Consider the following 16,444-nt stretch of genomic DNA (forward strand, 5'->3'; position numbering starts at 1 on the left):
TTTTCAAGGAGGAAGAATGAAAATTTTACCGTTTAAAGTAACAGAGACAAGGTTTTCTTTCAGAAAATCAGCTAAAAAGGTTGTTCCTTTTTTAGTAGTAGGATTGATGTTAGCAGCGAGTGATAGTGTATATGCCTATTCTGGAGGAAATGGATCGATTGCGCGTGGAGATGATTATCCTGTTTATTATAAAAATGGGAGCCAGGAGATTGATCAGTGGCGCATGTATTCTCGTCAGTGTACTTCTTTTGCAGCCTTTCGTTTGAGTAATGTCAATGGTTTTGAGATTCCAAGGGCTTATGGAAATGCGAATGAATGGGGCTATCGTGCTCGTCGTGAAGGTTATCGTGTCGATAATAGACCAGCGATTGGCTCTATTGCTTGGTCTACTGCAGGAACTTATGGGCATGTTGCCTGGGTGTCAAATGTAATGGGAGATCAGATTGAGATCGAGGAATATAACTATGGTTATACAGAAGCCTATAATAAACGAATTATAAAAGCAAATACGATGACAGGATTTATTCATTTTAAAGATTTAGCTGGTGGCAGTGTTGGGAATAGTCAAACCTCAGTTTCAACAGGAGGAACACATTATTTCAAGTCTAAGTCTGCTATCAAAAATCAGCCACTAGCTAGCGCAACTGCGATTGATTACTATTATCCTGGGGAGAAGGTTCATTATGATCAAATTCTCGAAAAAGATGGATACAAGTGGTTGAGTTATACAGCTTATAACGGAAGTCGTCGTTATATCCAGCTAGAGGGAGTGACTTCTTCACAAAATTATCAGAACCAATCAGGGAATAGCTCTAATTATAGCTCAAATAATGGATCGACTGTCGGTTGGAAGAAAATAAATGGTAGTTGGTATCATTTTAAATCAAATGGGTCTAAATCAACGGGATGGTTGAAAGATGGTTCTAGCTGGTATTATTTGAAATCATCTGGTGAAATGCAGACAGGCTGGTTAAAGGAAAATGGCTCGTGGTATTATCTGGATAGTTCAGGGGCAATGAAAACAGGCTGGTATCAAGTTTCTGGTAAGTGGTATTATTCTTACTCTTCAGGTGTCTTAGCTGTTAATACGGCGGTGGATGGCTACAGAGTAAACAGTGATGGAGAACGAGTATAGAAAATTGGAGTAGGAAATGTTTCCTGCTCTTTTCTGTAAGCAGTTTCCTTGACATTTTTCTTAATTTGCGCTATCATATATCCATATAATATATGGGAGTCTGTGTACAGTCTGAGAGGAAGTGTTAAACTTCGACCGCACCTGATCTGGGTAATGCCAGCGGAGGGAACGATACTTAGTCTATTCTTGACCTTTTCCATATATGGTAAAGGTTTTTCTTTTTGTCAAAGGAAAACGAGAAGAGGAGGTTTTTATGAAAGCAAGCATCGCCTTGCAAGTTTTACCCCTAGCACAGGGGATTGATCGGATTGCTGTTATCGATCAAGTCATTGCTTATCTACAAGCTCAAGAAGTGACCATAGTGGTGACACCATTTGAAACGGTCTTGGAAGGGGAGTTTGATGAGCTCATGCGCATTCTCAAAGAAGCGCTGGAAGTGGCAGGGCAGGAGGCAGATAATGTCTTTGCCAATGTCAAAATAAATGTAGGAGAGATTTTAAGTATTGATGAGAAACTTGAAAAGTATACTGAGACGACACATTAGTCTATTGGGCTTTCTGGGGGTCTTGTCAATCTGGCAGTTAGCAGGTTTTCTTAAACTTCTCCCCAAGTTTATCCTGCCGACACCTTTTGAAATTCTTCAGGCCTTTGTTCGTGATAGAGAATTTCTCTGGTACCATAGCTGGGCGACCTTGAGAGTGGCTTTGCTAGGTCTAATTTTGGGAGTCTTGATTGCCTGTCTCATGGCTGTGCTCATGGACAGTTTGACTTGGCTCAATGACTTGATTTACCCTATGATGGTGGTCGTTCAGACCATTCCGACCATTGCTATAGCTCCTATCTTGGTCTTGTGGCTAGGTTATGGGATTCTGCCCAAGATTGTCTTGATTATTTTGACGACAACTTTTCCTATCATCGTTAGTATTTTGGACGGTTTTAGGCATTGTGACAAGGATATGTTGACCTTGTTTAGTCTGATGCGGGCCAAGCCTTGGCAAATCCTGTGGCATTTTAAAATTCCAGTCAGTCTGCCTTACTTTTATGCAGGTCTGAGGGTCAGTGTCTCCTATGCCTTTATCACAACCGTGGTATCTGAGTGGTTGGGAGGATTTGAAGGACTAGGTGTCTACATGATTCAGTCCAAGAAACTGTTTCAGTATGATACCATGTTTGCTATTATTATTCTGGTATCGATTATCAGTCTTCTGGGTATGAAGTTGGTCGATATTAGTGAAAAATATGTTATTAAATGGAAACGTTCGTAGAATAAGAATGTTTCTGAAAAAGAAAAGAGGAAATCAAAATGAAGAAAACATGGAAAGTGTTTTTAACGCTTGTAACAGCTCTTGTAGCTGTTGTGCTTGTGGCCTGTGGTCAAGGAACTGCTTCTAAGGACAACAAAGAAGCAGAACTTAAGAAGGTTGACTTTATCCTAGACTGGACACCAAATACCAACCACACAGGGCTTTATGTTGCCAAGGAAAAAGGTTATTTCAAAGAAGCTGGAGTGGATGTTGATTTGAAATTGCCACCAGAAGAAAGTTCTTCTGACTTGGTTATCAACGGAAAGGCACCATTTGCAGTTTATTTCCAAGACTACATGGCTAAAAAATTGGAAAAAGGGGCAGGAATTACTGCCGTTGCAGCTATCGTAGAACACAATACATCTGGAATTATCTCTCGAAAATCTGATAATGTAGCTAGTCCAAAGGACTTGGTTGGTAAGAAATACGGAACTTGGAATGACCCAACTGAACTTGCTATGTTGAAAACCTTGGTAGAATCACAAGGCGGAGATTTTGAGAAGGTCGAAAAAGTACCAAACAACGACTCAAACTCGATCACACCGATTGCCAATGGCGTCTTTGATGCTGCTTGGATCTACTATGGATGGGATGGTATCCTTGCCAAATCTCAAGGTGTAGATGCTAATTTCATGTACTTGAAAGACTACGTTAAAGAATTTGACTACTACTCACCAGTTATCATCGCAAACAACGACTATCTGAAAGATAATAAAGAAGAAGCTCGTAAAGTCATCCAAGCCATCAAAAAAGGCTACCAATACGCTATGGAGCATCCAGAAGAAGCTGCAGATATTCTCATCAAGAATGCTCCTGAGCTCAAAGAAAAACGTGACTTTGTCATCGAATCTCAAAAATACTTGTCAAAAGAATACGCAAGCGACAAGGAAAAATGGGGTCAATTTGATGCAGCTCGCTGGAATGCCTTCTACAAATGGGATAAAGAAAATGGTATCCTCAAAGAAGACTTGACAGACAAAGGCTTCACCAACGAATTTGTGAAATAATGACAGAAATAAGACTAGAACACGTCAGTTATGCCTATGGTCAGGAGAGGATTTTAGAGGATATCAACCTACAGGTAACTTCAGGTGAAGTGGTTTCCATTCTAGGTCCAAGTGGTGTAGGGAAGACCACCCTCTTTAACCTAATCGCTGGGATTTTAGAAGTTCAGTCAGGGAGAATTGTCCTTGATGGTGAAGAAAATCCCAAGGGGCGCGTGAGTTATATGTTGCAAAAGGATTTGCTCTTGGAGCATAAGACGGTGCTTGGTAATATTATTCTGCCCCTCTTGATTCAAAAGGTGGATAAGGCGGAAGCCATTGCCCGCGCAGATGAAATTCTTGCGACCTTCCAGTTGACAGCTGTAAGAGATAAATACCCTCATGAACTTAGTGGTGGGATGCGCCAGCGTGTAGCCTTACTCCGAACCTACCTTTTCGGGCACAAGCTCTTTCTCTTAGATGAGGCCTTTAGCGCCTTGGATGAGATGACCAAGATGGAACTCCACGCTTGGTACCTTGAGATTCACAAGCAGTTGCAGCTGACGACCCTGATTATCACGCATAGTATCGAGGAGGCCCTCAGTCTCAGCGACCGCATCTATATCTTGAAAAATCGCCCTGGGCAGATTGTTTCAGAAATTAAACTAGATTGGTCTGAAGATGAGGACAAGGAAGTCCAAAAGATTGCCTACAAACGTCAAATCTTGGCAGAATTAGGCTTAGATAAGTAGAAAAATAGGGAGTTGGTGAAGATTATCCTTTACCAACGCCCTTTTTCTTTTAAAAATAAGAAAATTTCGGTATAATAGTCAAAGATAGTCAAGGTTTAAAGAGAGAGGTGGGTTTGTAATGAGATTTAAAAATACATCGGATCATATTGAGGCCTACATCAAGGCGATTTTAGATCAATCTGGTATTGTGGAGTTGCAACGGAGTCAGTTGGCTGATACCTTTCAGGTTGTCCCTAGTCAGATTAACTATGTGATCAAGACACGCTTTACCGAAAGTAGAGGCTACTTGGTTGAAAGTAAGCGTGGTGGCGGAGGCTATATTCGTATAGGACGGATTGAGTTTTCTAGTCATCATGAAATGCTCAGGGAGCTGCTTTACTCAATTGGTGAGCAGGTCAGTCAAGAAATTTATGAGGATATTCTACAGCTTTTGGTTGAGCAGGAATTGATGACCAAGCAGGAGATGAATTTGCTAGTATCAGTAGCTTTGGATCGTGTTCTAGGAGAAGAAGCTCCAGTTGTTCGAGCAAACATGCTACGACAGGTCATACAAGAGGTAGATAGAAAAGGGAAGTAAGATGAACTATTCAAAAGCATTGAATGAATGTATCGAAAGTGCCTACATGGTTGCTGGCCATTTTGGAGCTCATTATCTAGAGTCTTGGCACTTGTTGATTGCCATGTCCAATCACAGTTATAGTGTGGCAGGGGCGACTTTAAATGATTATCCATATGAGATGGACCGTTTAGAAGAGGTCGCTTTGGAACTGACTGAAACGGACTATAGCCAGGATGAAACCTTTACGGAATTGCCGTTCTCCCATCGCTTGCAGGTCCTTTTTGATGAAGCAGAGTATGTAGCGTCAGTGGTCCATGCTAAGGTGCTAGGGACAGAGCACGTCCTCTATGCGATTTTGCATGATGGCAATGCCTTGGCGACTCGTATCTTGGAGAGGGCTGGTTTTTCTTATGAAGACAAGAAAGATCAGGTCAAGATTGCTGCCCTTCGTCGAAATTTAGAAGAACGTGCAGGCTGGACTCGTGAAGACCTCAAGGCTCTACGCCAACGCCATCGTACAGTGGCTGACAAGCAAAATTCTATGGCCAATATGATGGGCATGCCCCAGACTCCGAGTGGTGGTCTCGAGGACTATACGCATGATTTGACAGAGCAAGCGCGTTCTGGCAAGTTAGAACCAGTCATCGGTCGGGATAAGGAAATCTCGCGTATGATTCAAATCTTGAGCCGGAAGACTAAGAACAACCCTGTCTTGGTTGGGGATGCTGGTGTCGGGAAAACAGCTCTGGCGTTTGGACTTGCCCAGCGTATTGCTAGTTGCGATGTACCAGCTGAAATGGCCAAGATGCGCGTGTTAGAGCTGGATTTGATGAATGTCGTTGCAGGTACACGTTTCCGTGGTGACTTTGAAGAACGTATGAATAATATCATCAAGGATATTGAAGAAGATGGCCAAGTCATCCTCTTTATCGACGAACTCCACACCATCATGGGTTCTGGAAGCGGGATTGACTCAACTCTGGATGCGGCCAATATCTTGAAACCAGCCTTGGCCCGTGGAACTTTGAGAACGGTTGGTGCGACTACTCAGGAAGAATACCAAAAACATATCGAAAAAGATGCTGCCCTTTCTCGTCGTTTCGCTAAAGTAACGATTGAAGAGCCAAGTGTAGCAGACAGCATGACCATTTTGCAAGGCTTGAAGGCGACTTATGAGAAACATCACCGTGTGCAAATCACAGATGAAGCGGTTGAAACAGCGGTTAAGATGGCTTATCGTTACTTGACTAGTCGTCACTTGCCAGACTCTGCTATCGATCTCTTGGATGAGGCAGCAGCAACAGTGCAAAATAAGGCAAAGCATGTAAAAGCAGACGATTCAGGTTTGAGTCCAGCTGACAAGGCCTTGATGGATGGTAAGTGGAAACAGGCAGCTCAGCTAATTGCAAAAGAAGAGGAAGTGCTTGTTTACAAAGACTTGGTGACAGAGTCTGATATTTTGACCACCTTGAGTCGTTTATCAGGTATTCCAGTTCAAAAACTGACTCAGACTGATGCGAAGAAATACTTGAATTTGGAAGCTGAACTACACAAACGTGTCATTGGTCAAGATCAAGCTGTTTCAAGCATTAGCCGTGCGATTCGCCGCAACCAGTCAGGGATTCGCAGTCACAAGCGTCCGATTGGTTCCTTTATGTTCCTAGGACCCACAGGTGTCGGGAAGACCGAATTGGCTAAGGCTCTAGCAGAAGTTCTTTTTGATGACGAATCAGCCCTTATCCGCTTTGATATGAGTGAGTATATGGAGAAATTCGCAGCCAGCCGTCTCAATGGAGCTCCTCCGGGCTATGTGGGTTATGAAGAAGGTGGGGAGTTGACAGAGAAGGTTCGCAACAAACCATACTCCGTTCTCCTCTTTGACGAGGTAGAGAAGGCCCATCCAGACATCTTTAATGTTCTCTTGCAGGTTTTGGATGATGGTGTCTTGACCGATAGTAAGGGACGCAAGGTTGACTTTTCAAATACTATTATCATTATGACGTCAAACCTCGGTGCGACAGCCCTTCGTGATGACAAGACAGTTGGTTTTGGGGCAAAGGACATTCGTTTTGACCAGGAAAATATGGAAAAACGCATGTTCGAAGAGCTGAAAAAGGCTTATAGACCGGAATTCATCAACCGCATTGATGAAAAGGTGGTCTTCCATAGCCTGTCTAGCGACCATATGCAGGAAGTGGTGAAGATTATGGTTAAACCTTTAGTGGCAAGTTTGGCTGAAAAAGGCATTGATTTGAAATTACAAGCTTCAGCACTGAAATTGTTGGCAAATCAAGGATATGACCCAGAGATGGGAGCTCGTCCACTTCGCAGAATCCTGCAAACAGAAGTGGAGGACAAGTTGGCAGAACTTCTTCTCAAGGGAGAATTAGAGGCAGGTAGCACACTTAAGATTGGTGTTAAAGCAGGCCGGTTAAAATTTGATATTGCATAAAAGAATAAAAGTATCAGCGACCATAACTCATAGTGGAGTGATACTTAATGAAAATCAAAGAGCAAATTAGGAAGCTAGCCGCAGGTTGCTCAAAACACTGTTTTGAGGTTGCAGATAGAGCTGACGTGGTTTGAAGAGATTTTCGAAGAGTATGAAACTAAAACCTATAGCTTCTAAAGGATCCGTGGTTTTCACTATTCAACCCAAAATTCATATGTTTATTACCCTCCATCGTATTTGTCTTAGAGCGTGTGTAGTAGAAAAAGAGCAGTCTTATCTGAAATTTTTATCCTTTCAAAAGAGACCTGTTTCTTTTTTGCCTGTCAAATCCGTTCTAGCTGGTATTTGAAAAATCAAACTAAGCTGCAAGATGAATGATTTTCTTGTATTGACGTTGTTGTTGACAACAAGTAGCGGATAAATGAAATCCATTCCATTATCATAGATGATAGGCTGGTAGGAAATTTTCAAATAACATACAGGGAATAGATGTGTGAAGTTCCGGTAGTAGAAAGGGAGAAAGATGAACATTTTAGTTGCAGATGACGAGGAAATGATTAGAGAAGGAATTGCAGCATTTCTGACAGAAGAGGGTTATCACGTCATTATGGCTAAGGATGGACAAGAGGCCTTGGAAAAATTTCAGGATCTCCCTATCCATCTCATGGTACTGGATTTAATGATGCCTAGGAAGAGTGGTTTTGAAGTGTTAAAAGAAATCAATCAAGAGCACGATATTCCTGTCATCGTCTTGAGTGCTCTAGGAGATGAAACTACTCAGTCACAGGTATTTGATCTCTATGCTGATGATCATGTGACAAAGCCTTTTTCTTTGGTACTGCTTGCCAAGCGTATTAAAGCGCTTATCAGACGTTACTACGTCATAGAGGATCTTTGGCAATATCAGGATGCAACAGTGGATTTTACCTCTTACAAAGCACATTATAAAAATGAAGAAATTGATCTCAAACCAAAGGAATTATTGGTACTAAAGTGTTTGATTCAACATAAAAATCAAGTTTTAAGTAGAGAGCAGATATTGGAAGAAATTTCAAAAGATGTAGCTGATTTACCTTGTGATAGGGTCGTTGATGTCTATATTCGTACTCTTCGCAAAAAATTAGCTTTAGATTGCATTGTGACTGTGAAAAATGTTGGGTATAAGATTAGCTTATGATAAAAAATCCTAAATTATTAACCAAGTCTTTTTTAAGAAGTTTTGCAATTCTAGGTGGTGTTGGTCTAGTCATTCATATAGCTATTTATTTGACCTTTCCTTTTTATTATATTCAATTGGAGGGGGAAAAGTTTAATGAGAGTGCAAGAGTGTTTACGGAGTATTTAAAGACTAAGACAGCTGATGAAATTCCAAGCTTACTCCAGTCTTATTCAAAGTCCTTGACTATATCTGCTCACCTTAAAAGAGATATCTTAGATAAGCGGCTCCCTCTTGTGCATGACTTAGATATTAAAGATGGAGAGCTATCAAATTATATCGTAATGTTAGATAAGCCTGTTAGTACAGCAGATGGTAAACAGGTAACGGTGCAGTTTGTGCAGGGAGTGGATATCTACAAAGAAGCAAAGAATATTTTGCTTTTGTATCTCCCCTATACATTTTTGGTTACAATTGCTTTTTCCTTTGTTTTTTCTTATTTTTATACGAAACGCTTGCTCAATCCTCTTTTTTACATTTCAGAAGTGACTAGTAAGATGCAAGATTTGGATGACAATATTCGTTTTGATGAAAGCAGAAAAGATGAAGTTGGTGAAGTTGGAAAACAGATTAATGATGTGTATGAGCACTTGTTGAAAGTTATTCATGAGTTGGAAAATCGCAATGAGCAAATTGTAAAATTGCAAAATCAAAAGGTTTCCTTTGTCCGTGGAGCATCGCATGAATTAAAGACACCTCTAGCTACTCTCAGGATTATCTTAGAAAATATGCAATACAATGTGGGGGATTATAAGGATCATCCTAAGTATCTTGAAAAGAGTATTGATAAAATAGATCAGATGAGTTTCTTGCTAGAGGAAGTGTTGGAATCTTCTAAATTTCAAGAATGGACAGAGTGCAGTGAGATTTTAATGGTAAATACCGTTTTGACAGATGTTTTGTCTCGATACCAGGAATTGGCATTTTCTAAAAATCTTGTGATTGATAATCAGTTGACTACTGATACAAAAGTAAGGATGAGCTTGAAGGCTTTGGATAAAGTCTTGACAAATCTTATCAGTAATGCTATTAAGTACTCAGATCAATCTGGCATTGTGACTATTTCTGAGCAAGATGGTTATCTTTCTATTAGGAATACATGTGCTCCTTTGAATCAGGAAGAGTTAGAACATTTATTTGATATTTTTTACCATTCACAAATTGTAACAGACAGAGAAACAGGATCAGGATTGGGTCTTTATATTGTTAAGAATATCTTAGAAAGTCATCGTATGTCCTATAGTTTCTTGCCTTATGAACAAGGGATGGAATTTAAAATCTGCTTGTTACCAGATAGTTAGCTTTAGTAAGACTCTTTTCTTACTTGAGGATGATTTGAAGAAGTATAGTTTGAATGGTAGTGATAGAGTAAATCAAAGAACGGAATCAGTTTTCGTTCTTTTTCTTTTTCAATTCATATTGGGTTAACATAGAGATGTTACAGTAGTGGTAAAGAAAGGGGATTGTGATGATAGCAATAATCATTATCTGTGTATTTTTAATTCGCTTGTTGTTCCTAAAGAAATCAATTGAAAATGAAAAACGGCTTCGTAGGGATGGCGGGCGAGAATTTGGCATTAAAAATACCAAACGTCTTACCTTGGTTCATATTGTTTTTTATCTGGCTTGTTTTATGGAAGCCCTAGTCTATCGACCGTCTTTCAATATGATGAGTGTTGTGGGTTTGGTGCTCCTGATATTTTCTATGTTGATGTTGCTACTTGTTATTCATCTGCTTGGGGATATTTGGACAGTCAAGTTGATGTTAGCACCGAATCATAAGTTTGTGGATCATGTCTTATTTAGGACAGTAAAACATCCCAATTACTTTTTAAATATCCTTCCTGAGTTGATTGGCTTGACCTTGCTGAGTCATGCCTATATGACTTTTGTTTTAGTTTTTCCAGTTTATGCAGTTATTTTGTATCGACGAATAGCTGAAGAGGAAAAGTTATTACATGAAGTTATAATCCCAAATGGAAGTATAAAGAGATAAATACAAGATTCAATTCATATACAGTTCATATTGAAATGATATAGTAGTGTTAAGAAAAATATTGGAGGAAATAATTATGTTTGCATCAAAAAGTGAAAGAAAAGTACGTTATTCAATTCGTAAATTTAGTATTGGAGTAGCTAGTGTAGTGGTTGCTAGTCTGTTCTTAGGAGGAGTAGTCCATGCAGAAGGGGTTGGTGGTGGGAATACCCCCACGGTTACATCTAGTGGGCAAGATAGGTTGAAGGAATATAGACAGCAGTTGATAAAAGAGTTGGGAGAGACAGCTTTACCTGAAGATAAAAAAGCTGAGTACAGAAAGCGGATTGAACAGGAGATGGACTATTCAGTACTAGATGAGATAGCGAATAACTTTCATCAAGAAAGTTTGGAAATACGTAATAAAGAACATGATGAAGTAGTTGAAAAAGCTAAAACTGAGTTTCCTAAGTATTTAGATCAGATTTTAATAGGACTTGAAAAATTGGTTGATGAAAAAGATCCTCAGTTTGACAAGCTTATTCAAGAAGCTAAGGATATTGTAGAAGAATATAAACGAAGATTTGATGAAGGTATTGATAGCCAAGCTATAAAAAGGTTAGAACAAGAGGGTAAAAATAAGCTAGATAAGTTGGTAGAGGACTTTAAGAATAGTTTATCAAATCAACAAAGTAAACCATCAGGAAATTCTAATTCTTCTAATGGTAGAGGTGATACGACTAAGCCTGCGAATCAAGGATTAGATTCTGATTCACCTTCTGGAAAAGAACATAATAATCCAACTCCACCAAAAGTAGAAAATCAAGGAGGAAATATAGTTTCTACTGAAAAAACTACGGAGACAAATCTTAAAGAAGCTAAAGAAACAGCTAAAACAACTTTGGATAATTATAGAAAAAGTCGTTTAACAAAATTAAATCCAGCTGCTTTTTGGTTTGGAGACCTCTTGTTGGCGTCTCAAAAGACTTTATCCGAATATAGTACGCAATTTGAGAGTGCTTCGAGTAAAGAAGAATTGAAAGCTCTGATAGAAAAATCTAAACAGGCAATTGATGAACTGATAGCTACTCATCAAAATAGAGAAATCAGCTTAGAGCGAAATAAGGCAAAGGAAGCGGTCACTAAACATCTAACAGGTTTATTGGATGATATCAAGAAAAATTTAGAAAAAGAGCAACATATCAATACTGTAGAGCTAATTAAAAAGCTAAAAGATATTGAAAAAACGTATTTGCATAAATTAGATGAATCAACCCAAAAAGCCCAACTACAGAATCTGGTTACAGAAAGTCAATCAAAACTAGATGAAGCTTTGTCTAACTTTAAAAAGGGCTTATCTTCTTCGTCAAATTCAGGATCCTCCACTAAACCAGAAACTCCAGAAAAACCAGAAGAACCTGCTCCAAGCAAACCTGCTGAAAAAGAGCAGACCCCGTCAGGAAGCACTGCAGGAAGTCACTCCGGTTCCACCAGCTCTTCAGGAAGTTCTAGTGCTTCCACTAAACCAAAATCTCCAGAAAAACCAGAGGAACCTACTCCAAGCAAACCTGCGGAAAAGGAGCAGAATCCATCAGGAAGCACTGCAGGAAGTCACTCCGGTTCCACCAGCTCTTCAGGAAGTTCTAGTGCTTCCACTAAACCAAAATCTCCAGAAAAACCAGAGCGACCTGCTCCAAGCAAACCTGCTGAAAAAGAGCAGAACCCATCAGGTTCAACCACAGGAAGTCACTCCGGTTCCACTAGCTCTTCAGGAAGTTCTAGTGCTTCCACTAAACCAAAATCTCCAGAAAAAGAGCAAGAAGTAGAACCATCTACCCCAAGTAAACCATCAGGAAACGAGACAAATTCTTCATCTCCTACAAGATCTAACAGTCTTTCTCCTACTCTCTCATCTCAACCGACATCTACTGTTCAAAAGGTATTTACAACTCAAAATGGAAATACCAAGATTACTGTTATGTTTGAAACTGCTACAGAAGCAGACTCTGTCAATCTTAAAGAGGTAACAACAAAAGAAATGATTGATAATGTTATCCGTCAAACAGGGCAAGGAGCAGTGCGCATATTTGATATTTCCCTTTTAAAAGATGGAAAAGAAACCCATGTCAATGGAGAGAGAGTAGTTCGTCTTGCAATTGGTAATATTGAGTCTGAGATTCAAGTTTACCATGTGAAAGAAAATGGAGAGTTGGAGTTGCTCCCATCAACAGTTGAAAATGGGCAAGTCGTTTTCAAAACGAGTCATTTCAGCTTGTTTGCGATTAAAACACTTCCTAAAAAACAAATGGCTACTGAGCCAGAGGAAAATAGGGAAGGAAAAACTCAATCTGATGATAAGGAAATGGTTCTTCTTGCTGATAAAGCAAATCAAATGAGTGAAAATCGTTCAAATTCAGATAAAAAAGATAAGCAAGCACTCCCATCAACTGGAACAATGTCAACGTTGCTTATGGAATTCTTAGGTCTAATATCTCTAGTAGGTGTTTATCTATTAAAAGGAAAAAAGACGGAGAATGACTAATTTCATATAGACATTGATTGCTTATATAAATCCAAGAAAAACCCGTAAACTTTAAGAGAGTTACGGGTTTTGGTCTATTAAGCTTTATCCAATTGCAAAAGAGCCTCAATCTCTGCTAGAGTGCTAGCTTGTGAAATGGCTCCACGGAGTTTGGCAGCACCAGATGTTCCACGGAGGTAGTGAGGAGCGAGGCCGCGGAATTCACGAACTGCGACGTTTTCTCCTTTGAGGTTAATTAAGCGTTTCAAATGTTCGTAGGCGATTTTCATCTTGTCTTCAAAGGTCAAATCAGGGAGGATCTCTCCTGTTTCAAAGTAGTGGTTGATTTGGTTGAAGAGGTAAGGATTTCCCATAGCAGCTCGGCCAATCATGACTGCGTCAGCACCGACTTCTTCGATGCGTTGTTTGGCTTCTTGGACCGTACGAATGTCACCGTTGGCGATGAATGGAATCTTGGTCAAAGCTTGAGCAACTTTATGGAGAGTCTCAAGGTCTGCGTGACCTGTATACATTTGCTCACGGGTACGGCCATGCATAGCAAGGGCAGAAACACCTGCTGCTTCAGCAGCGAGGGCATTTTCTACTGCGAGAGATGGGTCAGCCCAGCCGGTACGCATTTTGACAGTAAGTGGAATATCAAGGACAGATTGGACCTTGTTGATGATAGAGTAAATCTTATCTGGATCCTTGAGCCACATAGCGCCAGCTTCGTTCTTCACGATTTTATTAACTGGGCAGCCCATGTTGATATCGACGATATCGGTTTTGGTGTTTTCTTGGATGAATTCTGCTGCGCGTGCTAGGCTGTCTTCATCACTACCAAAAAGTTGGATAGAAACAGGGTTTTCGCCTTCATCGATATGAAGCATGTGCAGGGTTTTTTCGTTGTTGTATTGGATTCCCTTGTCAGAGACCATTTCCATGACAACGAGTCCAGCTCCGAGCTCTTTTGCAATAGTACGAAAGGCTGAGTTTGTCACGCCAGCCATGGGTGCTAAAACGGTACGATTGGGAATCTCAACATTACCAATCATAAAAGGTGTATTAAGATTTGTCACGAATGAGTTCCTCCAGGTCGTTTTCATCAAAGTTGTAAGTAGTTTGGCAGAATTGACAAGTGATTTCTGCTCCGTGGTCTTCCTCTTTCATTTCCTGTAAGTCTGAGCTTGGAAGGCTAGCAAGAGCGTTCATAAAGCGTTCATGGCTACAGTCACATTGGAAACGAATTTCTTCTTCAGAAAGACGCTTGTAGGCCTCGTCACCGTAGATAGCCTTGAGGAGGGCTTCGATATGGTCTTCACTTTCGAGAAGGGTCGAGATAGCTGGCATTTCTTGGATGCGTTTTTCAAAGCGAGCAATCTCTTCTTCCTTGGCTCCCGGCAAGACTTGAACTAGGAAACCACCTGCAACCTTGACCTCATCTTCCTCGTCCAAAAGGACATTGAGACCGACTGCTGAAGGGGTTTGTTGGCTTTCAGTCAGGTAGAAAGCAAGGTCTTCTCCAATCTCTCCAGAGATGAGTGGGGTCAAGGAAGTATAAGGATTTCCAATGCCGTAGTCTGTGATAACGAGAAATTGACCATTTCCAACAAAAGGTCCGACTAGGACTTCACCAGTTGCAGTCTTTTTGATGTCAACACCAGGATTTTGAACGTAACCTTTGACGTTCCCCTTGGTATCAGCGACGGTGATAATAGCCCCTAGAGAGCTAGAACCCAGCACCTTAACTGTTAGTTTGGTATTTCCTTTTTCATTGGCTGCGAGAATCTGGCTAGCGATAAGAGTTCGACCAAGCGCTACAGTTGAGCTAGCTTGGGTTTTGTGTTTTTCTTGAGCAGTGCGGACGGTTTCTGTGCTATCAAGGACAAAAGCACGAAAGGCTCCGCTTTCTGATATAGTTTTAATAATTTTATCCATAGCTACTATTTTAGCATAAAAATGCCCAAAGGGGGAGCCGTGTGTTTACTGATTTTCAGGATAATGGACCAAGAAATCAGCATGAAAATAAAAAGAGAAACAGATTATTTCAGCATTTGTAAGATTTATGCTATGCTTAAGATAGAAAATGAAAGGGGTAACAAATGTATTTAGGAGATTTGATGGAAAAGGCCGAATCTGGCCAATTTTCAATCCTTTCCTTTCTATTACAAGAGTCTCAGACGACCGTCAAGGCTGTAATGGAGGAAACAGGATTTTCAAAAGCAACCCTAACCAAATATGTCACCCTGCTCAATGACAAGGCTTTGGACAGTGATTTAGAGCTGACAATCCACTTACAAGATGAAAATCTGCGTTTGTCGATTGGTGCAGCTACCAAGGGGAGAGATATTCGGAGCTTGTTTTTGGAGAATGCTGTTAAATACCAGATTTTGGTCTATCTTCTCTACCACCAACAGTTTTTAGCTCATCAGCTGGCTCAAGAATTGATGATTAGTGAGGCTACGCTTGGTCGCCACTTAGCTAGCTTAAATCAGATTTTGTCAGAATTTGACTTATCTATCCAAAATGGACGTTGGCGAGGTCCAGAGCATCAGATTCGCTATTTCTATTTCTGTCTTTTTCGCAAGGTCTGGTCCAGTCAGGAGTGGGAAGGTCACATGCAGAAACCAGAGAGAAAACAGGAGATTGCCAGTTTAGAAGAGATCTGCGGTGCAAGTTTGTCTTCGGGGCAGAAGTTGGACTTGGTTCTCTGGGCTCATATCAGTCAACAACGTCTTCGGGTTAATGCCTGTCAGTTCCAAGTCATAGAAGAAAAAATGCGAGGGTATTTTGACAATATTTTCTACCTTCGTTTGCTTAGAAAGGCTCCGTCCTTTTTTGCTGGGCAACACCTTCCCCTAGGAACTGAGGATGGTGAGATGATGATTTTCTTCTCTTTCCTCCTATCCCATCGCATTCTTCCTCTTCATACAATGGAATATATCCTTGGTTTTGGAGGGCAGTTGGCAGATTTACTGACGCAATTGATTCAAGAAATGAAGAAAGAGGAGTTGCTGGGCGGTTATACAGAGGACCATGTCACCTATGAACTCAGTCAGCTTTGTGCTCAAGTCTATCTCTATAAGGGTTATATCTTACAGGACCGCTACAAGTATCAGTTAGAGAATCGTCATCCATATTTCCTGATGGAACATGATTTTAGGGGAACGGCAGAGGAGATTTTTCATGCTCTACCTGCCTTTCAGCAGGGGACGGATTTGGATAAGAAGATTCTCTGGGAATGGCTCCAGTTAATCGAATATATGGCTGAAAATGGTGGCCAGCATATGCGGATTGGTCTGGATTTGACATCTGGTTTTCTTGTCTTTTCAAGGATGGCAGCCATTTTAAAACGGTATTTGGAATACAATCGTTTTATCACCATTGAAGACTATGACCGAACTCGGCATTATGATTTGCTGGTTACCAATAACCCTATTCATAAGAAGGAACAGACCCCAGTTTATTATTTAAAAAACGACTTGGATATGGAAGATTTGGCAGGGATTCGTCAGTTATTGTTTACCTAAAAGGCTTGGTGGTTCCA

General features: G+C 40.5%; 14 protein-coding genes. 12 read left to right on the forward strand and 2 right to left on the reverse strand.

Annotation, left to right across the window (positions count from 1 at the left end; translation table 11 throughout):
• The first annotated feature begins 16 nt into the window (after nucleotides 1-16).
• The 11 genes from cbpD to DSY56_RS07100 all read left to right on the forward strand — a co-directional run bounded on the left by cbpD (nucleotide 17) and on the right by DSY56_RS07100 (nucleotide 12,918).
• Nucleotides 17-1,135, forward strand: a complete 1,119-nt coding sequence (gene cbpD / locus DSY56_RS07040) for a choline binding-anchored murein hydrolase CbpD (RefSeq protein ID WP_112444678.1) — start codon at nucleotides 17-19, stop codon at nucleotides 1,133-1,135.
• 253 nt (nucleotides 1,136-1,388) lie between these two features.
• A complete protein-coding gene (locus DSY56_RS07045) occupies nucleotides 1,389-1,679 on the forward strand; it encodes a thiamine-binding protein (RefSeq protein WP_049513323.1) in 291 nt (96 codons plus the stop codon).
• Nucleotides 1,642-2,400 carry an ABC transporter permease gene (locus DSY56_RS07050; protein ID WP_166736901.1) on the forward strand — a complete coding sequence of 253 codons (759 nt, stop codon included), beginning with the start codon at nucleotides 1,642-1,644 and terminating at the stop codon, nucleotides 2,398-2,400. The genes DSY56_RS07045 and DSY56_RS07050 overlap by 38 nt, the downstream gene beginning before the upstream one ends.
• A gap of 38 nt (nucleotides 2,401-2,438) precedes the next feature.
• Nucleotides 2,439-3,446: an ABC transporter substrate-binding protein gene (locus DSY56_RS07055; protein ID WP_112444682.1), complete on the forward strand. Its 1,008-nt coding sequence runs from the start codon at nucleotides 2,439-2,441 to the stop codon at nucleotides 3,444-3,446.
• On the forward strand, nucleotides 3,446-4,174 hold the full coding sequence (locus DSY56_RS07060) for an ABC transporter ATP-binding protein (protein ID WP_000136220.1): 729 nt from the start codon (nucleotides 3,446-3,448) through the stop codon (nucleotides 4,172-4,174). Before DSY56_RS07055 ends, DSY56_RS07060 begins: the two co-directional genes overlap by 1 nt.
• A 118-nt stretch (nucleotides 4,175-4,292) precedes the next feature.
• The gene (locus DSY56_RS07065; protein WP_112444684.1) at nucleotides 4,293-4,751 is read left to right on the forward strand and encodes a CtsR family transcriptional regulator; all 459 of its coding nucleotides are present in this window, start codon (nucleotides 4,293-4,295) and stop codon (nucleotides 4,749-4,751) included.
• Between the two features lies 1 nt (nucleotide 4,752).
• Complete coding sequence (locus DSY56_RS07070; RefSeq protein WP_112444686.1) at nucleotides 4,753-7,185, forward strand: ATP-dependent Clp protease ATP-binding subunit; 2,433 nt, start codon at nucleotides 4,753-4,755, stop codon at nucleotides 7,183-7,185.
• Between the two features lie 523 nt (nucleotides 7,186-7,708).
• Nucleotides 7,709-8,362, forward strand: coding sequence for a two-component system response regulator RR06 (gene rr06, locus DSY56_RS07085; RefSeq protein ID WP_050112022.1), 654 nt, complete (start codon nucleotides 7,709-7,711; stop codon nucleotides 8,360-8,362).
• Entirely contained in the window at nucleotides 8,359-9,702 is a 1,344-nt protein-coding gene (locus tag DSY56_RS07090) for a HAMP domain-containing sensor histidine kinase (protein ID WP_112444692.1), read from the forward strand. The genes rr06 and DSY56_RS07090 overlap by 4 nt, the downstream gene beginning before the upstream one ends.
• A gap of 167 nt (nucleotides 9,703-9,869) precedes the next feature.
• Nucleotides 9,870-10,397, forward strand: a complete 528-nt coding sequence (locus DSY56_RS07095; protein ID WP_112444694.1) for an isoprenylcysteine carboxyl methyltransferase family protein — start codon at nucleotides 9,870-9,872, stop codon at nucleotides 10,395-10,397.
• Between the two features lie 76 nt (nucleotides 10,398-10,473).
• Nucleotides 10,474-12,918 (forward strand): RICH domain-containing protein, encoded by a 2,445-nt coding sequence (locus DSY56_RS07100; protein WP_112444696.1) that lies wholly within the window; start codon nucleotides 10,474-10,476, stop codon nucleotides 12,916-12,918.
• Nucleotides 12,919-12,995: 77 nt separating this feature from the next.
• On the opposite strand, the gene dusB is transcribed toward DSY56_RS07100, so the two are convergent.
• Nucleotides 12,996-13,976, reverse strand: coding sequence for a tRNA dihydrouridine synthase DusB (gene dusB, locus DSY56_RS07105; RefSeq protein ID WP_000183308.1), 981 nt, complete (start codon nucleotides 13,974-13,976; stop codon nucleotides 12,996-12,998).
• Nucleotides 13,963-14,835, reverse strand: coding sequence for an Hsp33 family molecular chaperone HslO (gene hslO / locus DSY56_RS07110; RefSeq protein ID WP_112444698.1), 873 nt, complete (start codon nucleotides 14,833-14,835; stop codon nucleotides 13,963-13,965). Before hslO ends, dusB begins: the two co-directional genes overlap by 14 nt.
• Before the next feature lie 164 nt (nucleotides 14,836-14,999).
• Here hslO and DSY56_RS07115 point away from each other — a divergent pair, with 164 nt between their 5' ends.
• Nucleotides 15,000-16,427: a helix-turn-helix domain-containing protein gene (locus DSY56_RS07115; protein ID WP_112444700.1), complete on the forward strand. Its 1,428-nt coding sequence runs from the start codon at nucleotides 15,000-15,002 to the stop codon at nucleotides 16,425-16,427.
• Nucleotides 16,428-16,444 lie beyond the last annotated feature (17 nt).

This window comes from Streptococcus sp. 596553, from assembly GCF_900411395.1.
GTDB classification, from domain to species: domain Bacteria; phylum Bacillota; class Bacilli; order Lactobacillales; family Streptococcaceae; genus Streptococcus; species Streptococcus mitis_BA.